The 26,899-nt window shown below is 65.7% G+C and carries 18 protein-coding genes and 1 pseudogene; 6 read left to right on the top strand and 13 right to left on the bottom strand.

Translation table 11 applies throughout. The features are described 5' to 3' along the window. Positions 1–19 precede the first annotated feature (19 nt). The 10 genes and pseudogenes from ACPTTF_RS34635 to ACPTTF_RS34680 form a co-directional block, all read right to left on the bottom strand. Positions 20–1,375, bottom strand: a complete 1,356-nt coding sequence (locus tag ACPTTF_RS34635) for a hypothetical protein (protein WP_423372102.1) — start codon at positions 1,373–1,375, stop codon at positions 20–22. A gap of 478 nt (positions 1,376–1,853) precedes the next feature. Then, entirely contained in the window at positions 1,854–2,714 is an 861-nt protein-coding gene (locus ACPTTF_RS34640) for an HNH endonuclease (protein WP_423372103.1), read from the bottom strand. A gap of 368 nt (positions 2,715–3,082) precedes the next feature. Then, a complete protein-coding gene (locus ACPTTF_RS34645; protein WP_423372104.1) occupies positions 3,083–4,540 on the bottom strand; it encodes an efflux transporter outer membrane subunit in 1,458 nt (485 codons plus the stop codon). A gap of 3 nt (positions 4,541–4,543) precedes the next feature. Next, positions 4,544–7,876 (bottom strand): efflux RND transporter permease subunit, encoded by a 3,333-nt coding sequence (locus tag ACPTTF_RS34650; protein WP_423372105.1) that lies wholly within the window; start codon positions 7,874–7,876, stop codon positions 4,544–4,546. After that, positions 7,873–11,001, bottom strand: coding sequence for an efflux RND transporter permease subunit (locus ACPTTF_RS34655; protein ID WP_423372106.1), 3,129 nt, complete (start codon positions 10,999–11,001; stop codon positions 7,873–7,875). Before ACPTTF_RS34655 ends, ACPTTF_RS34650 begins: the two co-directional genes overlap by 4 nt. 21 nt (positions 11,002–11,022) lie before the next feature. After that, positions 11,023–12,267, bottom strand: coding sequence for an efflux RND transporter periplasmic adaptor subunit (locus ACPTTF_RS34660; RefSeq protein ID WP_423372107.1), 1,245 nt, complete (start codon positions 12,265–12,267; stop codon positions 11,023–11,025). Between the two features lie 244 nt (positions 12,268–12,511). Continuing rightward, on the bottom strand, positions 12,512–12,829 hold the full coding sequence (locus ACPTTF_RS34665; RefSeq protein ID WP_166958430.1) for a hypothetical protein: 318 nt from the start codon (positions 12,827–12,829) through the stop codon (positions 12,512–12,514). A gap of 299 nt (positions 12,830–13,128) precedes the next feature. Further along, positions 13,129–13,317, bottom strand: a pseudogene (locus tag ACPTTF_RS34670) (DUF4148 domain-containing protein); the annotation flags it as partial. A gap of 33 nt (positions 13,318–13,350) precedes the next feature. After that, on the bottom strand, positions 13,351–13,950 hold the full coding sequence (locus tag ACPTTF_RS34675) for a LysE family translocator (RefSeq protein WP_423372108.1): 600 nt from the start codon (positions 13,948–13,950) through the stop codon (positions 13,351–13,353). Between the two features lie 127 nt (positions 13,951–14,077). Continuing rightward, positions 14,078–14,710, bottom strand: a complete 633-nt coding sequence (locus tag ACPTTF_RS34680) for a transposase (protein ID WP_423372109.1) — start codon at positions 14,708–14,710, stop codon at positions 14,078–14,080. Positions 14,711–15,264: 554 nt separating this feature from the next. Between ACPTTF_RS34680 and ACPTTF_RS34685 the strand changes: the two genes are divergently transcribed. Genes ACPTTF_RS34685 through ACPTTF_RS34700 form a run of 4 tightly spaced genes read left to right on the top strand, consistent with a single transcriptional unit; the run spans position 15,265 to position 20,862 of the window. Continuing rightward, positions 15,265–16,881, top strand: coding sequence for a tryptophan halogenase family protein (locus tag ACPTTF_RS34685; RefSeq protein WP_423372110.1), 1,617 nt, complete (start codon positions 15,265–15,267; stop codon positions 16,879–16,881). Then, positions 16,881–17,966 (top strand): monodechloroaminopyrrolnitrin synthase PrnB family protein, encoded by a 1,086-nt coding sequence (locus ACPTTF_RS34690; RefSeq protein ID WP_423372111.1) that lies wholly within the window; start codon positions 16,881–16,883, stop codon positions 17,964–17,966. The genes ACPTTF_RS34685 and ACPTTF_RS34690 overlap by 1 nt, the downstream gene beginning before the upstream one ends. A 58-nt stretch (positions 17,967–18,024) precedes the next feature. Next, on the top strand, positions 18,025–19,725 hold the full coding sequence (locus ACPTTF_RS34695; protein WP_423391202.1) for an NAD(P)/FAD-dependent oxidoreductase: 1,701 nt from the start codon (positions 18,025–18,027) through the stop codon (positions 19,723–19,725). 24 nt (positions 19,726–19,749) lie between these two features. Next, the gene (locus tag ACPTTF_RS34700; RefSeq protein ID WP_423372113.1) at positions 19,750–20,862 is read left to right on the top strand and encodes a Rieske 2Fe-2S domain-containing protein; all 1,113 of its coding nucleotides are present in this window, start codon (positions 19,750–19,752) and stop codon (positions 20,860–20,862) included. A 410-nt stretch (positions 20,863–21,272) separates the two neighbouring features. On the opposite strand, the gene ACPTTF_RS34705 is transcribed toward ACPTTF_RS34700, so the two are convergent. Then, positions 21,273–21,530, bottom strand: a complete 258-nt coding sequence (locus tag ACPTTF_RS34705) for a DUF4148 domain-containing protein (RefSeq protein ID WP_166958416.1) — start codon at positions 21,528–21,530, stop codon at positions 21,273–21,275. A 199-nt stretch (positions 21,531–21,729) separates the two neighbouring features. Here ACPTTF_RS34705 and ACPTTF_RS34710 point away from each other — a divergent pair, with 199 nt between their 5' ends. Both ACPTTF_RS34710 and ACPTTF_RS34715 read left to right on the top strand, forming a co-directional pair. Then, the gene (locus tag ACPTTF_RS34710; RefSeq protein WP_021160488.1) at positions 21,730–22,407 is read left to right on the top strand and encodes a heavy metal response regulator transcription factor; all 678 of its coding nucleotides are present in this window, start codon (positions 21,730–21,732) and stop codon (positions 22,405–22,407) included. Beyond that, the gene (locus ACPTTF_RS34715) at positions 22,404–23,894 is read left to right on the top strand and encodes a heavy metal sensor histidine kinase (RefSeq protein ID WP_423372114.1); all 1,491 of its coding nucleotides are present in this window, start codon (positions 22,404–22,406) and stop codon (positions 23,892–23,894) included. The genes ACPTTF_RS34710 and ACPTTF_RS34715 overlap by 4 nt, the downstream gene beginning before the upstream one ends. Here ACPTTF_RS34715 and ACPTTF_RS34720 read toward each other — a convergent pair. Both ACPTTF_RS34720 and ACPTTF_RS34725 read right to left on the bottom strand, forming a co-directional pair. Beyond that, on the bottom strand, positions 23,875–25,425 hold the full coding sequence (locus tag ACPTTF_RS34720; protein ID WP_423372115.1) for an efflux transporter outer membrane subunit: 1,551 nt from the start codon (positions 25,423–25,425) through the stop codon (positions 23,875–23,877). The genes ACPTTF_RS34715 and ACPTTF_RS34720 overlap by 20 nt on opposite strands. A 30-nt stretch (positions 25,426–25,455) precedes the next feature. Continuing rightward, complete coding sequence (locus tag ACPTTF_RS34725) at positions 25,456–26,874, bottom strand: efflux RND transporter periplasmic adaptor subunit (RefSeq protein ID WP_423372116.1); 1,419 nt, start codon at positions 26,872–26,874, stop codon at positions 25,456–25,458. Positions 26,875–26,899 lie beyond the last annotated feature (25 nt).

The following is a 26,899-nucleotide window of genomic DNA, read 5'->3' on the forward strand; positions in this document are numbered from 1 at the left end:
TCTGTGCCAGCACTTTCGACTAAACACATCCCTCAGAGAATCGGGCGACCCATGAAGAGCCATCGTCAAGCTCACTAAAGCAACTCTCGATATCGAAATCAGTCAACGAATTGCCATCGCGCGCAAAGGGATTCAGAGCAGTATCGTCGCCCAAAATAGCGGGCGGGAGATTCAGCTTATCAAGACGTAGTTCTCTACATTGCAAGCCGATGGTTTTGAAATTGTCATACCCAGCGGCAGCGAGGGTCTTTATGCTCGCAATTGGTGACGTGTTGAGCAATGCTGCTAAATCATTCGCTTCGGCTTCAGCCGCCCCGTGTAGCACTTCATCTTGGACACCGAGAGCGTTCAGAGCCACCGAGATGCCAGCCTCGAGATTCTGTTCGCTTTGGATTACGTTTTCGGGGAGAGCATTACACAAGAGATAATAGAGAGTGCCTAAATCCCGTCCGCGCAGCCCATCCCGAACTGCGAGCCCGAATGCGTGCCCCGCAGGAATATCCAGGACCTGCTCGATCGGACACGTTTCAACTAGCTTGTCGAAAATCGCTTCCGGGAAATTCAGCACCAGGCGCGTCAGCCGTGCACAAATCCCAAACGCCACAAGCACATCCTTGCACCCAAGCTTGTTCGCGAGCACATGAACACAAACCGAATACTCGGTAAGATCGCGGGAATATAGAAATTTCAATGTCTTGCGTTGGACTTCGCGATCCTCGATTAACCTATATTCTTGATTTGTTAACTTCAGCAGATACGACCGTGAAATAATTTCTTGCGCCATAGCTGACGCCTCGAGTATTGATACTGTCGATATGGGTGATCGTACGATGACCTCTCCTCCCGAATTTCGAAACCTAGAAAATAAAACTGGGCGATTTGTAATCTCCCCTCTTGATCCAAATAGACGACCGATTGTGATGTTATATCGCCATGGCATGTCTTCATCAGCAGAGTCATTCTTCACCGTGTAATAGTCGGGAAGCCTGATGCTGCGCACATGATCAAAAAAAATCTTCGATTTGTAGTATTCGTTCTCGCCAAGAAACCGTGCAGCATACGCCTGGCCCATCAGTTTCAAATGCCGCAATCCCCAAAGCGTCGATGTAGCGTCGATGAAATGGGTATACTCATGGATAATCAATGGATTAGCCTTTGTCAGCGCGGAGTATTGGTCCCCGGTCAATAAATCAGGATTTCCGCCGTTCCAATTTGGCTTGTACTCCATAGAAACCGCTCTCGCCCTTTCTATGTCTGCGGTGACAAGAGATTTCAAGTGAATGAGTGTTGTGGAGAAGTCAAAAGACCCCAGCACATCTACTGCGGAGAGCTGATCTCGGCGGGCAATTCGTGCTTCATATTCTGCGCTTTTCATTTGGTTCTCGCGTTTTTGAATTTTACTTTATAACTGCACTCTGAGAATAAGATTTAATAATTATCCAATACTATCCTGTAAATTGTCTCGGGTTGGCCTTTCCAGAGTTCGTCGCTAGCGGAAATATTAGTTAGCGTTGCCGGTGTGGAGCAATCTTGAATTGCTATCGCGATCGGTGAGGACTAGCAGTGGACGACAGGTTCGACTTTGATTCCTTGGCCCTGAGCAGAATGATTCCCGAGCCAGCAAAAGAACCGTTGTTATATCCCATTTTTTACCTACCGAGAGAGCCGCTATCGGCGCAAACAGGGATGGGCGAACGCCATAGTCCTTGTATACCTTGAGCATTCCCCCGCAACACTAATTCTCGATGGCACTAGTTTCAACGTATTTAAGCGCAGGACCGGACGTTCGAGATCTCGAAGACCCGCAACGCTGCAAATGAATACAAGCCCGCTGGTGAGGGAAACCAGCAACGTCAGTTCGGCCCGATGACTCTGGCCGACCGGCCACCTGTTGCAAGTTTCGCATGCTGCTCAAGGGCGGTGATTGACGGCGCAGATTTGGCGTCTAAGGGTTTGCGCAGTGGCTGGCCGGCAAGGCTCTGATACTCAGTTGCGGACAGATGGGCGGCAACGCAGATCTTGCCGGCTTCGATCCAGAGATGCCCAAGATCGAAAAGCGTGTGAACGTCTGAGCGGAGCAGCAGCCCGTTCTGCGTCGCATTGGTGTGGTCACCCTTATATGGAAGGATGTGCGCAGCTTCGAGAACATCTACAGCAGTCGATCCCGTCATGGCGCAGGCGCCGTCATAGGCCTCCAGCAGCGCCGCGCGGAACCGTTGCTGGCCGCGCCGCGAGACGATCGAGCACATCACGCGTTTCCTGTCGTCGGCTTCGTTCGACGGATCGAATGATCCTGCGTCATCGGCTTCGCGCTGCGCCTGATTCAAATCGTCAACCCACGGGCCGACGGCTACCGGCCTCGCGCGCACCTTCCCCTTTGTTTGGAGCCCTTCGTCCCGGTATAGCTCCCATATGGGATGATTTTCGGGCCTGTATAGCTCATACTCGATGAGACCATTGCTGGAGCGTCGCTTGTAGAGCAGGTCCCACTGGTGCCCGCTGTCAGTCCGCCGTGGCGCAGCGCTCGTCTGGTAGTGCCCACGCGAGAGCGCATTGACAGTGATTTTGCTGATATCGTATTGCGCGTTGCCGATGTTGTAATCGGGATACATGCTGCGAAGTTGTCCTTCAACCTCCGTAAGGGTGCACGGACGGCCGATGACACAAACCGCCTCGTACACCTTTTCCCATCCGGACTTTTTGCTTTTCATCATCGGTTGGCGCCTCCTATCGCTGGTTCGGGCAAGACGCTGCAGCTCAGGGTCTGCCGCACGGTTTTGCAGGATCCTGTATTTCGGCATCGCGGGGAGTTTGCTTTAGCACCGAAATTTGCGCGCCAGGCGCGATCAGCGCCGGGAAAAGGCTAAGTGGACATCGGCCTAGTAGACAGCCAATGACCGGTCAGGCTGATAATTTGCCGAGCTACTTATCGGGGCGAGCGTCCGTTGTAGCGCGAAAGCAGTCATGAGGGCGTCAGGAGTCCAGATGGCAGTTGAGGGTCGTGAGCCGACAGATGACCTCGACAATCTACGAAGAGTCATAAAAGGAAAGGCAGCGATCCACACCCGCCCCGCAATGATCATCACCCCAGCTGCCCCACATCCAGCCGCGCATCCGACCACCCACCCCCCAGATCACCAAACAACGTCGCCGTAGCCACCAGCCGCTCCTGCTGCACGGTCAACGCGTTTTCCTGCAACCCGAGCAACGTGGTCTGCGCGGTAGCGACCGTCGTATAGTCGACGGTCCCTGCCTGATACTCATTGAACGCAATATCCGCACCGCGCTTCGCGTTAGCCACCGCGCGCTCCAGCACGGCCGCCTGATCCGCCAGCACCCGCACGCTGGCGAGGTCGTCCTCGACATTCTGCAGCGCCCCGAGCACCGTTCCGCGATAGTTCGCGACCGCCGCGTCATACGCCGCCTTCGCGCCCGCCACCTCACCGCTGCGCTCGCCGCCGTCGAACAGCGTTTCCGACGCACTCGCCCCGAGCGACCACACATAGTGCGACACGTTCAGCAACCCAGCCAGCGGCGACGCCGAAAACCCAACCACCGCCGACAGCGAGATAGTCGGATAGTACGCGGCGATCGCGACGCCGATCGCCGCGTTCTCCGACGCCATCTGTCGCTCGGCCACCGCGATGTCGGGCCGCCGCTGCAGCAGCGTCGACGGCACGCCGACAGGCACGTCGGGCAGCACCGGCAACGTCGCGTCATGCGGCACGTCGAGCGCTTCCGGATTGCGGCCGACGAGCACTGCGATCGCATGCACGTACTTCGCCCGCGACACGCCGAGTGCAATCAGGCTCGACTGCGCGCTTTCGAGCTGCGTCTGCGCGGTGACGAGATCCGACGGCGGGATCGTGCCGGCCTTGTCCTGGTCGGCGATCACGCGCAGGTACGCTTCGTCGGCCTTGACGGTCGCATCGAGCAGGTCGATGTTCGCGTCGGTCACGCGCAGGTCGATCACCGTCGTCGCGAGCGTCACCTGCTCCGACAGCGCCGCATTTGCGTAGGTCGCGGCGCTGGCCTGCGCGCTCGCCTTGCGCTCCTCGACCGTGCGCCGCACTTCGCCCCACAGATCCGGCGACCAGCTCACGTTGCCTTCGAGCGCGCCCGAGTTGGCCACCGACACGGCACCCGTACCGGCCGTGCGCTGCCGCGTGGCGGAACTCGTCGCGGAGATCGTCGGAAACAGCCCCGAACGCGCTTCGCGTACCAGTGCGAGCGCTTGCTGGTAGTTGTAGTAATCCTGCCTGACCGTCTGGTTCGACACGGTGACGAGCGGCTCCAGTTCGTTCAGCAGCGGATCGTGGAAAGTCGTCCACCAGTCGCCTTTGGGGCCGTCGGCGTTGGGTTTTGCCTGCGTCCAGCCGGGCAGCTCGCGATAGGTCGCGGGCGTTGCGACCGCAGGGCGGTGGTAGTCGGGGCCGACCGCGCAGCCGGCCAGCGCCAGCGTGATCGCCGCACCGAGCGCGCAGGTGCGCAGCCGCCACGCGGAGGGTGCGTGCCCGGAAAAGGAGCGGGGGAGTGTCATTGGTCAGTGCCTCGATTCGGGCCGCCGTTCGCGCGGCCACAGCCACGACCCGCGCGGGAGTCGCTCGCGCAGCCGGTCGAGAGTCAGATAGATCACGGGCGTCGTGTAGAGCGTGAAGACCTGGCTGATCAGCAGCCCGCCCATGACCGTCACGCCGAGCGGCTGGCGCAGCGATGCACCCTGGCCGATCGCGAGCGCGAGCGGCAGCGCGCCGAGCACGGCCGCGGCGGTCGTCATCATGATCGGCCGCAGGCGTCGCACGGCCGCCTCGTGGATCGCGCGGCGCGCGTCGATACCCTCGTCGCGCTGCAGCTGGATCGCGACGTCGACCATCATGATCCCGTTCTTCTTCACGATGCCGATGAGCAGGATGAAGCCGATCATCGAGATCACCGAGAACGGCACGCCGAATACGAGCAGCGCGAGCGTCGCGCCGATGCCGGCCGACGGCAGCGTCGACAGGATCGTCAGCGGGTGGATCGTGTTCTCGTACAGCACGCCGAGCACGAGGTAGACGACCGCGAGCGCCGCGACGATCAGGAGCGGCACCGCGTCCATCGAGCGCGTGAACGCCTGCGCGGCACCGGCGAACGCGCCGTGTACCGACGCAGGCATGCCGATCGACCGTTCGGCGTCGGCGATCGCGGCGGCCGCATCGCTCAGCGAGCCGTTCGGCGGCAGGTTGAACGAGATCGTCGCCGCGACGAGGCCGCCCTGGTGGTTCACCTGCGTCGCGGTATGGCTGTTCGAGAACAGCGCGAGTGCGGTGAGCGGCACCATCGTTTCCGCCGACGTGCTGTCCGCGCTGCCGGTCGAACTGCCGCCCTTGCTGTTCGAGATGCTGTTGGTCGATGCATTCGCTTGCGCATTCGCATTCTGCGCATTGGTCGTGCCGTTTGTGCCTGCGCCCGACGTCGCGACACCGACCGCTGCACCGGTCGCGAGCGTCGTGGCGGCATTCGGCACGGTGGCCGACGAATACTGCGTCTGCGCGGTGCCGTTCGCGTTGCCGGCGGCCGTGCTCGCGAAGATCCGGCCGAGCGACGACGGGTACTGCCAGTACTGCGGCGCGACTTCCATCACGACGAAGTACTGGTTCAGCTGGTTGTAGATCGTCGAGACGGTGCGCTGGCCGAAGGCGTCGTACAGCACGTTGTCGATCTGGTTCGGGTCGAAGCCGTAGCGTTTCGCGGTCGCGCGGTCGACCGTCACCATCGTCTGCAACCCGTGCTGCTGCAGATCGGAGTTCACGTCGACCAGCTGGCCGCGCCGCTGGTTCAATGCGTCGACGAGCCGCGGCGTCCACGCATAGAGCGCCTGCGGATCGTCGCTCGTCAGCGTGTACTGGTATTCGGCGGCCGACTGCCGGCCGCCGATGCGCAGGTCCTGCTGCGCCTGCAGGAACAGGCGCGCACCCGAGACGGCCGCGAGCTTTGGCCGCAGCCGGTTGACGACTTCGGTGGCCGACGCGTGACGCTGCGCGAGCGGCTTCAACGCGACGAACACGTTGGCCGTGTTCAGCGCGCGCCCGCCGGTGAAGCCGGCCACCGCGGCGACGGCCGGATCCTGCTGGACGATCGACTGGAGCTGCGCGAGCTTCTGCCGCATCGCGCCGAACGAGATGCTCTGGTCCGCGATGATCTGCCCCATCAGCGTGCCGTTGTCCTGCTCGGGGAAGAAGGTGGCGGGCAGCAGCCGGAACAGCAACAGGTTGCCGACGATCAGCGCGATCAGCACGACGCCGACGAGCGACGCGCGATCGAGCACCGCGTCGAGCGAGCGCGCGTATGCATCGCGCAGCCGGTCGAGCATGGCCGCGATGCGCTGCCCGGCGCGCGACGGCGTCGCATGCGCATGTTGCCGGCTTAGCACGTACGCGCACATCATCGGCGTGACGGTCAGCGAGATCGCCATCGACAGCAGGATCGCGATCGACAGCGTAACCGCGAACTCGTGGAACAGCAGGCCGACGATGCCGGGCATCAGCAGGATCGGCAGGAACACGGCGATCAGCGACAGGCTCATCGACACGACCGTGAACGCGACCTCCGCGCTACCGCGCAGCGCCGCCTCCTTCGGCGCGTAGCCGGCCTCGAGAAAGCGCGTGACGTTCTCGAGCACGACCACCGCGTCGTCGACGACGAAGCCGGTGCCGATCGTCAGCGCCATCAGCGACAGGTTGTCGATGCTGTAGCCGAGCAGAAACATCGGCCCGAACGTGCCGACGATCGACAGCGGCAGCGCAACGGCCGGAATCAGCGTCGCGCGCGGCGACAGCAGGAACACGAACACGACGCCGACGACGAGCAGCACCGCGATGCCGAGCGTGCGCTCGGTGTCGGCGACCGACGCGTTGATCGACTGCGAATGGTCGACCGCGACGCCCACGCGCACCGAGCCCGGCAACGCGGCCTCGATCACCGGCAGGCGCTCGCGAATCTGCCGCACCGTGTTGACGACATTGCTGCCGGGCTCCGGAAACACGATCACGAGCACGGCCTGCTTGCCGTTGTAGAGCCCCGCGTTGCGCACGTTCTCGTTCGAATCGAGCACCTGCGCGACGTCGCGCAACTGCACGGCCGCGCCGTTGCGGTACGCGACGACGAGGTTGCGATACGGCGCGGCGGTGCCGATCTGGTCGTTCGACAGAATCTCGTAGCGATGGCCGCCCTGGTCGAGATGGCCCTTCGGGCTGTCCGCGTTCGCCGCGCCGAGCGATGCGCGCACGTCTTCGAGGCCGATGCCATAGCTGTTCAGCTTCGATGGATTCAGCTCGACACGCACCGACGGCAGCGCGCCGCCGCCGAGCGTGATCTGCCCGACACCCTTGATCTGCGACAGCTGCTGCTGGATCACGGAATCCGCGGAATCGTAGAGCTGCGCGGACGTCAGCGTGTCGGACGTGAGCGCGAGCACCATCACCGGCGCGTCGGCCGGGTTGTACTGGCGGTAGGTCGGGTTCGCGCGCAGCGTGGTCGGCAGGTCCGCGCGCGCGGCCTGGATCGCGGCCTGCACGTCGCGCGCGGCGCCGTTGATGTCGCGGTCGAGGCCGAACTCGATCACGATCATCGACGAGCCCACATAGCTCATCGACGTGAGTTCCTGCACGTCCGCGATCGTTTCGAGCCGCCGTTCGAGCGGTTCGGCGACCGTCGACGCCATCACGTCCGGGCTGGCGCCGGCCATGTTCGCCTGCACGACGATCACCGGATACGCGACGTTCGGCAGCGGCGCGACCGGCATCCGGAAGTACGCGAGCGCGCCGGACAGCAGGATCGCGATCGCCAGCAACGTCGTGGCGACCGGCCGGTTGATGAACAGCGCGGCCGGGTTCACGACGCGCTCCCGCCGTCCGGTGCGGCGTTGCCGGACGCGGCCGCGTCACGGCGCCGCCGCAGGCGCGCGGCCAGCCGGTCGAACAGCAGGTAGACCACCGGTGTCGTGAACAGCGTGAGGAGCTGGCTCAGCGCGAGCCCGCCGATGATTGCGAGGCCGAGCGGGCGGCGCAGCTCCGAGCCCGTGCCGGTGCCGACCAGCATCGGCAGCGCGCCGAGCATCGCCGCGAAGGTCGTCATCAGGATCGGCCGGAAACGCAGCAGCGATGCCTCGAAGATCGCGTCGGCCGGGGTCTTGCCGTGCACGCGTTCCGCTTCGAGCGCGAAGTCGACGATCATGATCGCGTTCTTCTTCACGATGCCGATCAGCAGCACGATGCCGATGATCCCGATCACGTCGAGATCGGCGCCCGCGATCATCAGCGCGAGCAGCGCGCCGATCCCGGCGGACGGCAGCGTCGACAGGATCGTGACCGGGTGGATGAAGCTCTCGTACAGCACGCCGAGCACGATGTAGACCGCGACGAGTGCGGCGATCAGCAGGTAGACCTCGCTCGACAGCGAATCCTCGAACGCGGCCGCCGCGCCCTGGAACGACGACTGGATCGACGGCGGCAGCGCGGCGTCGCGCTCGACCCGCCGCACGTCGGCGACGGCCGCGCTCAGCGATGCGCCGCTCGCGAGATTGAACGACACGGTCACGGCCGGGAACTGTGCGAGATGGCGGATCGCGAGCGGCGTCTTCACGAGCCGCACGGTCGCGATCTGGCTGAGCGGCACCTGGCCGCTGCTGCTCGTCTGGCTCGGCAGGTACAGGTTGCCGAGCGACGCGACGTTCGGCATCGTCTCGGGCTTCGCGACGAGGATCACGCGGTACTGGTTCGACTGCTCGAAGATCGTCGATACGATGCGCTGGCCGAGCGAATCGTACAGCGCGTTGTCGATCGTCGCCGGCGTGATGCCGTAGCGCGCGGCCGCCTGGCGGTCGACGTCGACCTGCACGCCGAGCCCGTCGACGTCGAGATCGCTCTGCACGTCGGTAATCGAGTGCAATTGCTTCAGCTTCGCGACCAGCGCGGGCACCACCTGCTGCAGCGCCTGCCGGCTCGGGCCGCGCAGCACGAAGCGGTACTGGTTCGGCGACAGCGTCGTGTCGAGCGTCAGGTCCTGCACCGGCTGCAGGTAGAGCCGCACGCCCGGCACGCCGGCGCTTTCCTGCTGGAGCCGCCGCGCGATCGTTCCGGCGCTGGCCGAGCGGTCGCCGTGTGCGCGCAGGTTGATCAGGAAGCGGCCGTTGTTCAGCGTCGCATTGACGCCGTCGATCCCGACGTACGACGTGAGCGACGCGACATCCGGATCCTTGAGCAGTCCATCGGCGAGCTGCGCCTGACGCTCGACCATCGCCGCGTACGACACCGACGTGTCGGCCACGCTGATGCCCTGGATCGTGCCGACGTCCTGCATGGGGAACAGCCCCTTCGGGATCGCGACGTAGAGGATCAGCGTCAGCGCGAGCGTCACCAGCGCGACGGCGAGCGTCAGCGGCTGGTGGCGCAGCACCCACTTCAGCGCGCGTTCGTAGGCCGCGAGCGTGCGCTCGAAGATCCGTTCGCTGAAACGCTCGAAGCGGCCCGGCTGCGATTCCGACTGGGCCCGCAGGATGCGTGCGCACAGCATCGGCACGACGGTCAGCGACACGACCGCGGAGATCAGGATCGTCACCGCGAGCGTGACCGCGAACTCGCTGAAGAGCCGCCCGATCACGCCGCCCATGAACAGCAGCGGGATCAGCACCGCGATCAGCGAGACCGTCAGCGACAGGATCGTGAAGCCGATCTGCCCCGCGCCTTTCAGCGCGGCGTCGAGCGGCCGCATGCCCTGCTCGATGTAGCGCACGATGTTCTCGATCATCACGATCGAATCGTCGACGACGAACCCGGTCGCGATGATCAGCGCCATCAGCGACAGGTTGTCGATCGAGTAGTGCAGTTCGAGCATCGCGGCCACGGTGCCGATCAGCGACACGGGCACCGCGATGCTCGGGATCAGCGTCGCCGGCAGGTTGCGCAGGAATACGAAGATCACCAGCACGACGAGCGCGACGGCCAGCACGAGCTCGGTCGCGGCGTCGAACACGGACGCACGGATCACGCCGGTGCCGTCGCCGACGATCTGCACATGCATGCCGGCCGGCAGCGTCGCTTCGAGCGCGGGGAGCTGCCGCTTGATCTGGTCGACGGTCGCGATCACGTTGGCACCCGGCTGGCGCTGCACGTTCAGCACGATTGCCGGCGTGCGGTTCAGCCACGCGCCGCGCTCGACGTCCTGCGGTGCCTGCGATACCCGCGCGACGTCGCCGAGGAACACCGGCGCGCCGTTCTGGTATGCGATCACCGTGCGCAGGTATGCGTTCGGATCGGTGATCTGGTCGTTGGCGTTGATCGTGTAGTCGAGATCGGGGCCGTCGAAGTTGCCTTTCGGCTGGCTGACGTTCACGTTCGCGAGCAGCGTGCGCAGATCGTCGATGTTCAGCCCGTACGCGGCGAGCTTGTGCGGATCGGCTTCGACGCGCACGGCCGGCACGTGGCCGCCGGCCGTCGTGACGAGGCCGACGCCCGGCACTTCGGAGATTTTCGTCGCGAGCCGGTTGTTCGCGGTGTCCTGCAACTGCGTAAGCGACATCGAATTCGACGTGACCGCGAGCGTGAGCACGGGCTGGTCGGCCGGGTTCACCTTCGCGTAGGTCGGCGGCGCGGGCAGGCCGCTCGGCAGGTAGCTGTTCGCCGCGTTGATCGCCTGCTGGACGTTCTGCTCGGCGACGTCGAGGCTGACCGACAGGTCGAACTGCAGCGTGATGACCGACGCGCCTTCCGAGCTGTACGAGATCATCTGCTGCAGCCCGGGAATCTCGCCGAGCTGGACCTCGAGCGGCGCGGTGACGGTCGTCGCCATCACGTCGGGGCTCGCGCCGGGGTAGAAAGTCTGCACCTGGATCGTCGGGTAGTCGACGTCGGGCAGCGACGATACCGGCAGGAAGCGCACCGCGACCGCGCCGGCCAGCACGAGCGCGATCGTCAGCAGCAGCGTCGCGACCGGCCGCAGGATGAAAAGGCGGGAAATGTTCATCGTGTCGGGGCGCGTCGCTCGTCAGGCCGCGCCGGATGCCGCGCTGGCCACGGCAGCGCGATGGCCGGCATGGCGTGATGCGTCGCCCGCCGAAGCGCCGGAAGCCGGCAGCGCGGCGCCGGCCCGGTTCGATGCGATACGGATCGCCGCGCCGTCGCTGAGCCGGTCGACGCCGTCCGTGACCACCTGCTGCCCGGCCGCGAGCCCCGCGACGATCGCGGTCGAGCGGCCGTTGCTCGGCCCGAGCGTGACCTTGTGCACCGATACCGTCCGGTTTGCATTGACGAGATATACGTAGTCGCCCGGCGCGCCGTTCTGCACCGCGGCGGTCGGCACGAGCACCGCGTCGTGCAGCGTGTCGACGTGGAGCCGCACGTTGACGAATTCGTTCGGGAACAGCGCCTCGTCGTCGTTCGCGAACGTCGCGCGCAGCGTGACGGTGCCGGTGGCGGTCGCCATCTGGTTGCCGATCGCGTACAGCGTGCCGGTCGCGACCTGCTTGTCGTCGTCGCTCGAATAGACGGTCACCGGCAGTTGCGCGCCCGCGCCGACGCGCCGGATCACGGCCGACAGCGCGTTCTGCGGCACCGTGAACTGAACGGTCATCGGTTTCATCTGCGTGATCACGACGATGCCCGTCGTGCTCGACGACGTCACGTAGTTGCCCGGGTCGACGAGCCGCAGCCCGACACGGCCCGCCACCGGTGCGGTGATGTGGCAATAGGCGAGATCGAGATCGTATTGCGCGATGTTCGCGCGGTCGGCCTGGGTGGCGGCTTCGTCCTGCTGCACGGTGAACTGCGCGTCCTGGTAAGTCTGCGCAGCAATCGACTGGTGTTCGGCGAGCTGCGCGTAGCGGGCGAGATCGGCGCGCGCCTGCGCGAGGCTCGCCGCGTCCTTCGCGAGCTGGGCCTGTGCCTGCTGCTTGCTGATCTGGTACTGACGCGGATCGATTTGCGCGAGGAACTGGCCTTTGGCGACCTCCTGGCCCTCGTGATAGCCCACCTCGGTCAGGTACCCGCTCAGTTGCGGCAGCACGGTCACGGTCGCGACCGGCGTCACCGTGCCGAGTTCGTTCAGCACGACCGGCATGTCGCCCGTCGCGGCGGTCGCGACGCTGACGATCTGGGCCGGTGTCGCGCGGATCGGCTTCGTCTGGCGCAGCAGGTGAAAGGCGATCAGCGCGACCGGCACGGCCAGCACGACGATGACGATCCAGCGGCGGGCCCGGCGCCGCGCCGGCGGGGCGGCCTGGGGTTCGCTCATGCCTGGCTCCCGCATGGACGACGCATCGCGCTACTGCATGACATGAAAGGACTCCTGAGAATGGGGATAGCGATCGAACGGAAATAGACGGCCGCTGCGGTGCAACCGTGTACCGCCAACCGGCCGGCGCCGCGTGACGGTGCACGCGGTGCGGCGCTTGCTGGCGAAACCGTGGACGGACGAAGGGGCGGGTGCGGCCGGAAGGGCGGCGGGCGCCCGCGTGCGGCCCGATATCGGGAGCGGCTTACCAGCGACGATGGGCTGCCCATTCCTGCCGGCCCCACCAGCGGCGGCCGTCCCAGTAGCGGCCGTTGTGCCAGCCGAGCGAGATGCCGACCGTCGGCACCATCACGGGCGCGGCCACGACGGGCGGCGCGTACGCCACGGGGGGCGGCGCATAGACGACCGGCGGCGGCGCGACGTATACAGGTGCCGGTGCGACATAAACGGGAGCGGGCGCGGCGATGCCGAGACCGATCGAAATGCCGGCCATCGCCGGCTGGATGGAAAGGCATGCGGCCAGCACGCCCGAACCGAGCACGGCCCATTGTTTCGCGTTCATCACTTCACCTCGTTGGGCTGGGAATGCCTTCAATCTAGTGGAAGGTCCGATGAATGAGAATTACACGCGGGTAACGTCGGATTTCGAAAAATAGCGGGGCCGGGGAAGCGGCGATTCACGGCGGCGTTCACGCGGGCGGCGCGATCGCCGCACGGGATGACGGCCGTCGGGCCGGTGCGCTCAAGCGCTTGATTGACAAGGATTTCGCGGGCCCGGCTGCGGGCGCCGCGGAATCCGCCGACCGGTGCCGGGCCGGCACGCCATCCGGTTGTCAGCTGGCTGTCGGTAATATGCGGAGATCAATTGCCGACAGAAGCCGTCGCGACCGGGGCCGCATCGGGATGTGCGAGCGCGTCAAGCCGGCGGTTGCGCGCGATCGGCGCGTGCGACGGCGGATAGTCGTTCCGGTTCGTCGGCGGCAGGCCGTCCGCGTCCGCCTCGATCGGTTGCTGGTGGATTTCGGCGCGCGTGAGCGGCGCTTGCGTGCACTGTGCAAAGGCCGGTGTGCCGAACGGCTGGCCCTAGCGATTGAGTACGGAAAACGCCAGCGTGCCCGCGAACATCAACAGCACGACCGACGCACCGCGAAGCAGCGTTCCGGTATGGGTGGCCAGAGACCGGCGCGCCGTCAGGACGCCGCCGATGACAAGCCACATCGAACCGATCGTCACGGCGAGCGCCGTGAAGACCGCGATCGAGCAGAGATAGAACGGAACCGATACGAAAGCCTGCGGGGGAAAGATCGCGGTGGCGAACAATAACGCCTTCGGGTTCATGGTCGTCGCGACGAACATGTCGCGAAAGCCGATGGTACCCGACCGGATGTCTTCAAGGCGTGGGCTTTTCCATAGCTGCAGGGCGAGATAGAAAATATAGGCCGAGCTCCCCAGCTTCAGCACATCGTAAAGCCACGGCCGGGTGGCCGCGAATGTCGCCAGGAAGAAACCCCACAGTGATATCGCGAAGCCATAGCCCGATGCCTCTGCAACCAGGAGCGGTGACGATTGCCGGAAGCCGACCTTGATTCCCGATGACAGAAGCAGGGTATTCGTCGGACCTGGCGTGGCCAGGACCAGCGAAACGTAGAGTGCCATCTTCAACATCACCTGGAATGTCGGCATCTTGCTTCCTTGGTGTCGATGACGGTCGCCACGCGTCGGGGCGGACTGTCGTATTCGTTGTCAGTCATTCAGAATTCGGGAAGCTGTTGGTGGTCACAATAAGCGCTAGCGGTGCTCAGTCACCATGCTAACGGTGATCAAGCGAAAACCGCCTGATTTTTGATGGATTTCCTGGAGGTGACGCATTTTTTACAGATTTGCCATTGCGCAGTAAATTGTACGTTGTCGACCCGAATAATCCCGGGAATGGAAGTTCCTGATCACGATTAAAAATAGACGCAAACACTGTTACATGATCACACCTATTTTCGCGCCGCAAAGTAAAGCGGAACTTGCCGCGTGGTCGGTTCAGTCGCGTTCTGAATCGTTTAATTAGATCTCGCTCATTGGCCGGTGTCACATGCAGTGCCCGCAACTGGCCCGGCGTATCGACCGCCAGATGCATTTTCGAACCCGTGAGGCGCTTCGCGCGGTCGTAGCCGGTGCGCGCACCGGATTCCGGGGTCGATTGCAATGTGCGGCTGTCCATGATCATGGCAACGGGTTGCGCTTTGCGTCCATCACACGCACGCAACAGCTCTCGCCGATCATGCACGATGGCCCCGAAACGGCCCGCTCGCATCCAGCGCAGCGCATTGAGGGCCTCGCGAAGCGCGTGGCGGCGTTGTTCGCTGTCTTCTCGCACCAGCGCCAGAAACGGCACAACGAACGACCGTTCTTCGTCGCTTGCATCGCACGGGTAAGGCTTGCGGGCGTTCATCCCGACGTCTTGTCTTGTCAGCGGAAAAGTCCATGTTCACCACACCTGCTAAACACGGGGAGCCGGTCAAGACCGCCGAAATGCGCAAAGGTTGACATCTTTGTTTCGGAAATGATGATGACTTTTTTGCTTCATGTGAATCCAGTCTGTTATTTCGAATTTTTATACAATAAATTCACCGGTGCGCGAGATCCGAATGAAAAAGTGAATGTATCGTTTAGAAAGGTAAATGGTTTTGTGGAAAGTATCTCGCCGGTACTTTACTGGATTAAATATTCCTCTGGATCAATTGAAGTTGATATGAATTTTTGAGATATGCGGCATCGTTAACACTGCTAAGGTGTGCCGCAGAGATTGGCTGCTTGGCATGGCAAGACTCGGGGAGCTGACGTTGTGTGAGCATCTCGATGCGCTAATGGCGATTGCGGAATCGGCAAGTCGATCCGTTCGTGATGGTCTCCTATATGTTAGGACGCCTTACCGGAAGGGTTCCGAGTTCGGCTCGACAAGGCGGCACTATCCATTCAGGTTTCATATCCTATGAGAAGAGGGTCATGAGCAACCCGATCAAGAATATCGTCATCGTGGGCGGCGGCACCGCGGGCTGGATGGCCGCGTCGTATCTGGTCCGGGCGCTCCAGCAGCATACGAACATTACGCTCGTCGAGTCTGAGGCGATCCCCCGGATCGGCGTGGGCGAGGCGACCATCCCGAGCTTGCAGAAGGTGTTCTTCGACTTCCTCGGGATACCGGAGCGGGAGTGGATGCCCCAGGTGAACGGCGCGTTCAAGGCCGCCATCAAGTTCGTGAACTGGAGGAAGTCCCCTGACCGCTCGCGCGACGATCACTTCTACCATTTGTTCGGCAACGTGCCGAACTGCGACGGCGTGCCGCTGACCCACTACTGGCTGCGCAAGCGCGAACAGGGCTTCCAGCAGCCGATGGAGTACGCCTGCTACCCGCAGCCCGGGGCGCTCGACGGCAAGCTGGCACCGTGCCTGTCCGACGGCACCCGCCAGATGTCTCACGCGTGGCACTTCGACGCCCACCTGGTGGCCGATTTCCTGAAGCGCTGGGCCGTCGAACGCGGGGTGAAGCGGGTGGTCGACGAGGTCGTGGAGGTTCACCTGAACGACCGCGGCTACATCTCCAGCCTGTCCACCAAGGAAGGGCGGACGCTGGAGGCGGACCTGTTCATCGATTGCTCCGGCATGCGGGGGCTCCTGATCAACCAGGCGCTGAAGGAGCCCTTCATCGACATGTCCGACTACCTGCTGTGCGACAGCGCGGTCGCCAGCGCCGTGCCCAACGCCGACGCGCGCGTGGGAGTCGAGCCGTACACCTCCGCGATCGCCATGAATTCGGGGTGGACCTGGAAGATTCCGATGCTGGGCCGGTTCGGCAGCGGCTACGTCTTCTCGAGCAAGTTCACCTCGCGCGACCAGGCCACCGCCGACTTCCTCAACCTCTGGGGCCTCTCGGACAAGCAGCCGCTCAACCAGATCAAGTTCCGGGTCGGGCGCAACGGGCGGGCGTGGGTCAACAACTGCGTCGCCATCGGGCTGTCGTCGTGCTTTCTGGAGCCCCTGGAATCGACGGGAATCTACTTCATCTACGCGGCGCTTTATCAGCTCGTGAAGCACTTCCCCGATACCTCGTTCGACCCGCGGTTGACCGACGCATTCAACGCCGAGATCGTCCACATGTTCGACGACTGCCGGGATTTCGTCCAGGCGCATTACTTCACCACGTCGCGCGACGATACGCCGTTCTGGCTCGCGAACCGGCACGAGCTGCGGCTCTCGGACGCCATCAAGGAAAAGGTCGAGCGCTACAAGGCGGGGCTGCCGCTGACCACCACGTCGTTCGACGATTCCACGTACTACGAAACGTTCGACTACGAATTCAGGAACTTCTGGTTGAACGGAAACTACTACTGCATCTTTGCCGGCCTGGGCATGCTGCCCGACCGGTCGCTGCCGCTCTTGCGGCACCGGCCGGAGTCGATCGACAAGGCCGAGGCGATGTTCGCCCGCATCCGACGCGAGGCCGAGCGTCTGCGGACGAGCCTGCCGACCAACTACGACTACCTGCGGTCGCTGCGTGAGGGTGACGCGGGGCGGTCTCGCAGCCAGCCCGGGCCGACGCTCGCGGCACCGGAAATCCTGTAGTGGAGCGTACCCTCGACCGGGTATGCGCATCGGCGGCCACGCACGCTGCGGTGGCGGCCTGCGATCCGCTGCAGGCGCGCTCGCTCGTTCTGCAACTGCCGGGCCTGAACCGTAAAAAGGACGTGCCCGGCATCGTCGGCCTGTTGCGCGAGTTTCTCCCGGCGCGCGGCGTGCCGTCCGGCTGGGGCTTCGTCGAAGCCGCCGCGGCGATGCGGGACATCGGGTTCTTCCTGGGGTCGCTCAAGCGGCACGGACACGAGCCCGCGGAGGCGGTGCCCGGGCTCGAGCCGGTGCTGCTCGACCTGGCGCGCGCGACCGACCTGCCGCCGCGCGAGACGCTCCTGCATGTGACGGTCTGGAACCCCGCGGCAGCCGACGCGCAGCGGAGCTACACCGGGCTGCGCGACGAATCGCACCTGCTCGAGAGCGTGCGCATCTCGATGGCGGCGCTCGAGGCGGCCATCGCGTTGACCGTCGAGCTGTACGACGTGCCCCTGCGGTCGCCGGCGTTCGCCGAAGGGTGCGACGAACTGGCGGACTATCTCCACAAAATGGTCGAATCGATCGTCTACGCCTACCGCTTCATCTCGGTGCAGGTCTTCTACGACGAGCTCCGCCCGTACTACGAACCGATTCGAGTCGGGGGCCGGAGCTACCTCGGCCCCGGTGCCGTGGAAATGCCGCTCTTCGTGTTGGAGCACGTGCTGTGGGGCTCGCAATCGGATCACGAAGGTTATCGAGAATTCAAGGAGACGTACCTGCCCTACGTGCTTCCCGCGTTCAGGGCGGTCTACGCCCGGTTCGCCGGGGAGCCGGCGCTCGTCGACCGCGTGCTCGGCGAGGCGCGAGCGCCTGGCGCGCGAGGCGAGCCCGTCGGGGCCGGGCTGGCGGCCCTCGACCGGGTCTTCGAGGTCCTGCTGCGCTTCCGCGCGCCTCACATCAAATTGGCGGAGCGGGCGTACGAAGCCGGGCAAAGCGGCCCCGCGATCGGCAGCGGGGGGTATGCGCCCAGCGCGCTCGTCGATTTACTCGCGCTCACGCGTGCCGCGCGGTCCCGCGTCCGCGCCGCGCTCGACGCGCCCTGACACCTGACGCCTGACGCGTTCGACCATGTGTTCCATCTCACCAGGAGAGTGTGCCCCCATGACTCAGCAGAGCCCCGCGAACGGGCGCGACAGCAACCACTTCGACGTGATCATCCTCGGTTCGGGCATGTCCGGCACCCAGATGGGAGCCATCCTGGCCAACCAGCAGTTTCGCGTGCTGATCATCGAGGAGTCGTCGCACCCGAGGTTCACGATCGGCGAATCGTCGATCCCCGAGACGTCGCTCATGAATCGCATCATCGCCGATCGCTACGGCATTCCGGAGCTCGACCGCATCACGTCGTTCTACGCGACGCAGCGTTATGTCGCGTCGAGCACGGGCATCAAGCGCAACTTCGGCTTCGTGTTCCACAAGCCCGGCCAGGAGCACGACCCGAAGGAATTCACGCAGTGCGTCATTCCCGAGCTGCCGTGGGGTCCGGAGAGCCATTATTACCGGCAAGACGTCGATGCCTACCTGTTGCAAGCCGCGATCAAGTACGGCTGCACGGTGCGCCAGAAGACGACCCTGACCGAATACCACGCGGACAAGGACGGCGTCGCGGTGACCACCGCCCAGGGCGAACGGTTCACCGGCCGGTACATGATCGACTGCGGCGGACCGCGCGCGCCGCTCGCGACCAAGTTCAACCTCCGCGAAGAGCCGTGCCGCTTCAAGACACACTCGCGCAGCCTCTACACGCACATGCTCGGGGTCAAGCCGTTCGACGACATCTTCAAGGTCAAGGGGCAGCGCTGGCGCTGGCACGAGGGCACCTTGCACCACATGTTCGAGGGCGGCTGGCTCTGGGTGATTCCGTTCAACAACCACCCGCGGTCGACCAACAACCTGGTGAGCGTCGGCCTGCAGCTCGACCCGCGTGTCTACCCGAAAACGGACATCCCCGCCCAGCAGGAATTCGACGCGTTCCTCGCGCGATTCCCGAGCATCGCGGCGCAGTTCCGGGACGCCGTGCCGGTGCGCGACTGGGTCAAGACCGACCGCCTGCAATTCTCGTCGAGCGCCTGCGTCGGCGACCGCTACTGCCTGATGCTGCACGCGAACGGGTTCATCGATCCGCTCTTCTCCCGGGGGCTCGAGAACACCGCGGTGACGATCCACGCGCTCGCGGCGCGCCTCATCAAGGCGCTGCGCGACGACGACTTCTCCCCCGAGCGCTTCGAGTACATCGAGCGCCTGCAGCAGAAGCTGCTGGACCACAACGACGACTTCGTCAGCTGCTGCTACACGGCGTTCTCGGACTTCCGCCTGTGGGACGCGTTTCACCGGCTGTGGGCGGTCGGCACGATCCTCGGGCAGTTCCGGCTGGTGCAAGCCCACGCGAGGTTCCGTGCGTCGCGTGACGAGGGCGACCTCGATCACCTCGACAACGACCCCCCGTACCTCGGGTACCTGTGCGCGGACATGGAGGGGTACTACCAGTTGTTCAACGACGCCAAGGCCGAGGTCGAGGCCGTGAGCGCCGGGCGCAAGCCGGCCGAGGAGGCCGCGGCGCGGATTCACGCCCTCATCGACGAACGGGATTTCGCCAGGCCGATGTTCGGCTTCGGGTACTGCATCACCGGGGCCAGGCCGCAGCTCAACAACTCGAAGTACAGCCTGGTACCGGCAATGAAGCTGATGCACTGGACGCAAACCAGCGCGCCGGCCGAGGTGAAAAAGTACTTCGACTACAACCCGATGTTCGCGCTGCTCAGGGCGTACATCACGACCCGCATCGGCCTGGCGCTGAAGTAGTCGGCCGACACCGTCAGGACAACGATGGACGACGTTCAATTGGATCAAGCGGTCGCCAACGCGCCTCCCCCGGGGGCGTACGACGCGACCACGCGCGTGGCCGCGAGCTGGTACGTCGCGATGCGCTCGGACCACCTCAAGGACAAGCCGACCGAGTTGACGCTCTTCGGCCGTCCGTGCGTGGCGTGGCGCGGCGCGACGGGGCGGGCCGTGGTGATGGACCGTCACTGCTCGCACCTCGGCGCAAACCTGGCCGACGGGCGGGTCGAGGACGGGTGCATCCAGTGCCCGTTTCACCACTGGCGGTACGACGAGCAGGGCCAGTGCGTTCACATCCCCGGTCACAGCCAGGCGGTGCGCCAGCTGGAGCCCGTCCCGCGCGGGGCGCGCCAGCCGACCTTGGTCACCGCCGAGCGATACGGCTACGTGTGGGTCTGGTACGGTTCTCCGCAGCCGCTGCACCCGCTGCCCGACATCGCCGCGGCCGACGTCGACAACGGCGATTTCATGCACCTGCATTTCGCGTTCGAGACGACGACGGCGGTCTTGCGGATCGTCGAGAACTTCTACGACGCGCAGCACGCGACTCCCGTGCACGCGCTTCCGATCTCGGCCTTCGAGCTCAAGCTCTTCGACGATTGGCGCCCCTGGCCGGAGGTCGAGTCGCTGGCCCGGGCGGGTGCGTGGTTCGGTGCCGGGATCGACTTCACCGTGAATCGGTACTTCGGGCCCCTCGGCATGCTGTCGCGTGCGCTCGGCCTGAACATGTCGCAGATGAACCTGCACTTCGACGGCTACCCCGGCGGATGCGTCATGACGGTCGCGCTGGACGGAGACTTCAAGTACAAGCTGCTCCAGTGCGTGACGCCGGTGAGCGACGGCAAAAACGTCATGCACATGCTCATCTCGATCAAGAAGGTGGGCGGCCCCGTGCGCCGCGCGATCGACTATGTGCTGTTCGGGTTGCAGACCCGACAGGCCGCGGGGTACGACGTCAAGATCTGGAACGGGATGAAGCCGGACGGCGGCGGCGCGTACAGCAGGTACGACAAGCTCGTGCTGAAGTACCGCGCGTTCTACCGTGGCTGGGTCGACCGCGTCGCCGAGGCGACCGCTCGACCGCGCAGCCGCGAATGAGCGGCGATGCGTGAGCGGCGGCCCCCGAACCGGCCCATGAGCAGGATCGCGCTGGAAAGGCATGCGGCCGGCACGCCCGAGCCGAGCACGGCCCATTGTTTCGCGTTCATCGTTTCACCTCGTTGGGCGGGGAGTGCCTTCAATCCAGTCGAAGGTGCGATGAATGGGAATGACACGCGGGTAACGCCGGATTTCGTAGAAATGGCGGGGCCGGGCAGGCGGCGTTTCACGGCGGCGCTCACGCGGGCGGTGCAATCGTCGGACAGGAGGGCGGCCGTCGGGCCGGCGCGCTCAAGCGTTTGATCGACAAGGATTTCGCGGGCCCGGCTGCGGGCGCCGCGGAATCCGCCGACAGGCGCCGGGCCGGCACACCATCCGGCTGTCAGCGAGCTGTCGGTCACCGGCGGAGATCAATTGCCGGCCGATGCCGTCGCGACCGGCGCCGCATCGGGATGCGCGAGCGCGTAAAGCTGGCGATTGCGCGCGATCTGCGCGTGCGACGGCGGATAGTCGTTCCGGTTCGTCGGCAGCAGGCCGTCGGCTTCGGCATCGATCAGTTGCTGGCGGACTTCGGCGCGCGTGAGCGGTGCCTGCGTGGACTGGGCGAAGGCCTGGGTGCCGAACGGCAGGCTCAGCGCGGCGACGACAAAGGCAGTGAAGAGTTTCATGGCGATTCCTTGGCGGTTGAACGAACGGGCGAGTGGGGCGGCCCCACGTATCCCATTCTGGTTTCCGCGGCAGTCACGATGCTGACCCGCAGATGACAGTTTTGTAATCCGCCCGTCCCGCACCGGCGCGACGCGGCTCGCGCGCGGCGTTTCCCGGTAACATCGGCGCATGTCACCACCGAATGCGACGGAGCCGATCATGCGCATCCTGATAGTCGAAGACGAACCGAAGACCGGTGCGTACCTGAAGAAGGGGCTCGAGGAATCCGGCTTCAGCGTCGATCTCGCGAAGGATGGCGGCGAGGGCCTGACGCTCGCGCAGGAAGAAAGCTACGACGTGATCGTGCTCGACGTGATGCTGCCCGTGCTCGACGGCTGGAGTGTGCTCAAGCGGCTGCGCGACACGCATGCGACGCCCGTGCTGTTCCTGACCGCGCGCGACGACGTGCAGGACCGCGTGCACGGCCTCGAACTCGGCGCCGACGACTACCTCGTGAAGCCGTTCGCATTCGTCGAGCTGCTTGCGCGCATCCGCACGCTCGCACGGCGCGGGCCGCCGCGCGAGACGGAACGCATCGCGGTGGGTGACCTGGAGATCGACGTCGTGCGTCGCCGCGTGAAGCGCGGCACCGTGCGGATCGACCTGACGCCGCGCGAATTCTCGCTGCTTCAGCTGCTCGCACGCAGGCAGGGCGAGGTGCTGAGCCGCACGCAGATCGCGTCGTACGTGTGGGACATGAATTTCGACAGCGATACCAACGTGGTCGAAGTCGCGATCCGGCGGCTACGCGCGAAGATCGACGACGATTTCGCGGTCAAGCTGATCCATACGGTGCGCGGTGTCGGTTACGTGCTCGAACCGAAGGACGCCGCATGACGCTGGGGCGTTCGCTCGGCGCGACGCTCGCGCTCGCGTTCGGCGCGACCACGCTCGCCGTCTTCGCGCTGGTCGGCACCTATGTGTACACGGGCCTCGAGCGGCAGGTGAGCACGCAGGACGACCTCGACATCGTGCTCGCCGCGCGGCACACGCGCCGGCTGGCGGGCGAGCTCGATTCGCTCGACGCGGTGCGCACGCATGCGGACCGGCTGACGAGCCAGGTGCTCGGCAACGCGGCGCTGTCGATCGCCGTCGTCGACGGGCAGGGCAACGTGCTCGCGCGCCACAACGTCGAGCGCACCGAGTTCGAGGACTTGCCCGAGCCGGCGGCAACCGCATCGACGCCCGCATCGCCCGCGCAGCCGGTCTTGTCCGACGCCGAGCTGTTCCCGCCGCACGCGACGCCGGTGCCCGCGAACGAACGGATCACCACCGACCGGATCGCGACCTGGACGGCCGACGGCGGCGTGTCCGTGCGCGGCGTCGTCGCCGATGCGCGGTTGCGCGACCACTCGACGATCCGGATCGCGATCGCGCGCAACATGAGCGATCGCGCCGCGATGCTCGACGGCTACCGCGACCGGCTGAAGATCGCCGGCGGCCTGGGTGCGCTGTTCGCGATGCTGCTCAGCTACTGGCTGATCCGTACATCGCTCGCACCGCTGCGCGAAATCGTCGCGAACACGGGCCGGATCACCGTCGACAAGCTCGATACGCGGCTCGACGCGTCGCGCGCGCCGCGCGAGTTGACGGCACTCGTCGACGCGCAGAACGCGATGCTCGGCCGCCTGCAGCAGGCGTTCGGACACCTGTCGCAATTCAGCGCGGATCTCGCGCACGACCTGCGCACGCCGCTGAACAACATGCGCGGCGCGACCGAGGTGGCGCTCGCGCGGCCGCGCTCGCCCGACGAGTACCAGGCGCTGCTCGAATCGAATCTCGAGGAATACGACCGTCTCGCGCGGATGATCGAGAACGTGCTGTTTCTCGCGCGCGCCGAGCATCCGGGCTTCGTCACGCGGCAGCGTGCGTTCGACGTGCATGACGAACTGGAGCGTATCGCCGGCTATTTCGAAGGTCTGGCCGACGAAGCCGGATCGACGCTGCGCGTCGACGGGCACGGGCAACTGACCGCCGATCTCGAACTGTTCCGCCGCGCGGTCAGCAACCTGCTGGCCAACGCGCTGCGCTATACGCCGGCGGGCGGCGCGATCGTGATGAGCGTCGACGAAACGCCGGATGCGGTGCGCGTCGTCGTCGCGAACCCGGGTGAGCCGATCGATCCCGCGCTCCTGCCGCGCATCTTCGAGCGCTTCGTGCGCGGCGACCCCGCACGCAGCGGCGGCGTGCCGGGCGGCACGGCCGGGCTCGGCCTCGCGATCGTGCGCTCGGTGATGGAATTGCACGGCGGCACCGCACGCGTCGAAAGCGACGCGGCCGGCACGCGCTTCATCCTCACGTTCGTCAGGACGCAGGCGGCGTAGCGGCCGCGTGCGCGGCGGCCGTGGCATTCGCATCCGTATCCTTGTTCCAGCCGCCGCCGAGCGCCGTCAGCAGCGCGACCGCGGCCTCCATCCGGCGCGCGGCGATCTGGTCGGCCAGGCGCCGGTTCGACAGCGCGATCGTCTGCGCGGTCACGACGTCGAGATAGCTGACCGCACCTGCGTTGAAGCGGTTGGTCGTCAGCTTCAGCGACAGGTCGGCCGCGTCGGTCGCGCGCTGCTGGCTGTTCGCTTCCGACGCGAGCGCATCGAGCGCGGACAGTTGATCCTCGACCTGCTGGAACGCGGCCAGCACGGTCTGCCGGTAATCGGCGACCACGCCGTCGTACTGCGCATGCGCGGCGTGCAGCGACGCGCTGCGGCGCCCGCCGTCGAACAGCGTGCCGGCGAGCTGCGAGCCGAGCGACCAGAACAGGCTCGGCGCGGTGAGCCACGGCGCGAAGAACCCGCTTTCGAGCCCTGCGCTCGCCGACAGCACCAGATCGGGAAAGAACGCGGCGCGCGCCTCGCCGATCTGCGCGTTCGCGGCCGCCACGCGCCGCTCGGCCGCCGCGATGTCGGGCCGCCGTTCGAGCAGTTGCGACGGCACGCCGGCCGGGATCGCCGGCACGTCGAATGCCTGTACGCGCGGCGGCAGTGTGAAGGTCGACGCGCTTTCGCCGACGAGCGTCGCGAGCGCATGCTGAAGCTGCGCGCGCGATGCGTCGATGTCGGTGTCCTGCGTTTGCGTCGATTCGAGCTGCGTCTCGGCCTGCGCGACGGCCGACGCGTCGATCGCGCCGGCCGCGAGTTGCTGCTTCAGCAGCTTCAGTGCATCGGCATACGCGCGCACCGTCTCGTCGAGCAGTTGCTTCTGTGTGTCGAGCGAGCGCAGCGCGAAATAGTCGGTCGCGAGTTCGGCCGTGACGGACAGCCTCACGGCCTGCAGGTCGGCTGCGCTCGCCTCGGCATTCGCCTGTGCGCCCGTCACGGCGTCGCGCACGCGGCCGAACAGGTCGGGTTCCCAGCTCGCGGCTACGCCGGCCTGGTAGTCGGGCGTCGTCTTGCCGGCGAGCGACGAGCCGAGCTTGTTCTGCGACACGCGCGAGCGGCTTTGCGCGACGCCGGCCGTGACGGTCGGCAGGAACCCCGCATGCTGGTAGTCGACCATCGCGCGCGCCTGCTGGAGATCGGCGACGGCTTTCTTCACGGTCTGGTTCGAGATGTCGACACGCGCTTCGAGCGCGTTCAGCGTTGCGTCGTCGAAGACGGTCCACCAGGGGCCGCGCGACGCGGCATCGGCTGGTGTGGCGACGTTCCAGCCGGATGGGGAGGCGGGGGGGCTCGAAGCCGGTATGCCCGTAGCCGGTACGCCCGTAGCCGGTATGCCCGTAGCCGGTACGCCCGCATAGTGCGCCGGCACCGCGATGGCGGGCGGCGAATAGGCGGGTAGCGTCGAACACGCGGTCAACGCGGCGGCGATGCCGAGCGCGACGACGCGGCGCGCGAACGGGAGCGGATGAAGGAGGCACATGGTGGCGATCTCGCGGGTTGTCATGAACGGTCAGCCGCGGGCGTGCGTCGACGTCGCAACCGGCGTCGACGCGGGCGTCGCGACGGCGGCAGGTGCGGCAGGTTCTCCCGCTCCCGCTCCCGCTCCCGCTCCCGCTCCCGCTCCCGCTCCCGCGCGCGGCGCCGCCGGCACACCGGTTGCCGAGCCGGCCCGCACAGCCGCCTGCGCCGCACCCGGCTCGACCGCCACGATCTTCACGGCCTCGCCGCCGGCGATCGAATCGCCCGGGTTGTCGATCACCTGATCGGTCGCGGCCAGCCCCGCGACGATCTCGACGTGCGTACCGAAATCGCGGCCGATCTGCACGGTCTTCAGCGCGGTGGTGCCGTTCGCGGCGACGGTCGCGACCGTCACGCCGTTCGGCCGGAACAGCAGCGCGCTGACCGGCAGCTCGAACGCGGGCGCCGCGCTCGCGACGAGCAGGTGCGCCTGCGCATACGCGCCCGGCATCAGCGCGCGGTCGCGGTTGTCGACGTCGATCTCGACCCGCAGCGTGCGCGTCACGGGATCGATCGCGCCCGCGCTGCGCGCCACGCGCGCGGCGAAGTGCCGGCCCGGATACTGCTGCGTGGTCAGGTACACGGGCGTGCCGGCCGACACGCCGGCCGCGCTATCCTGCGGAACGTCGACGAACACGCGCAGCGTGTCGGTCTGCTCGAGGTGGAACAGCTCGCCCGACAGCCCCGGGCTGCCCGGTGTGCCGCCCGCCGTGACCAGCGTGCCGACGTCGACGTTGCGCGCGGTGATCACGCCGTCGAACGGCGCCGTCACCGATTCGTACGACACGAGTTCGTTCAGATGGGCGGCATTCGCCTGCGCGGAGGCGAGCATCGCGCGCTTCGCGTTCATGTCGGCGACCTTCGTGTCGGTGTCCTGCTGCGATACCGACTGCGTCTTCAGCATGTCCTGCCAGCGCTGCGCGGTCGATTTCGCATAGTCGTAGTTCGCCTGCGCGGTCGATGTGTCGGCGTGCGCCTGGCGCAACTGCGCGTCGAGGTCGGGCGCCGTGATCTGCGCGAGCGTCTGCCCGGCTTTCACGTGCGTGCCGATGTCCGCGCTCCAGTGCGCGATGTAGCCGCTCGTGCGGGCGTAGATCGACGCCTCCGCGTACGGCATCACCGCACCGGGCAGTGTGAGCGTCTGGACGGCCGGCGCGGCGCCGGGCCGGATCACGGACACCGGCAGCGCCCGCTGCGCGGCCACCTGCACGCGCTGCGCGGCACGTGCGTCGATACGCGGCACGATGCCGGCGGCCAGCAGCGCGGCGGCGAGTGCGAGCGCGGCCAGCGGGACGGCGAGCCTGTAGCCGCGACGAGGCAGCGGCGCGTCGGGCGCGGTGTCGCGCGCGGCAGGCGGCACCGCCGCCGTTTCGGCGGAAAGCGGGGCGAGCGGTTCGGTCGAGTCGTTCATGATGGGTTCGAAGTCGGGCGAGTCG

This window comes from Burkholderia crassaminum (genome assembly GCF_964265005.1).
Taxonomy (GTDB): Bacteria; Pseudomonadota; Gammaproteobacteria; order Burkholderiales; family Burkholderiaceae; genus Burkholderia.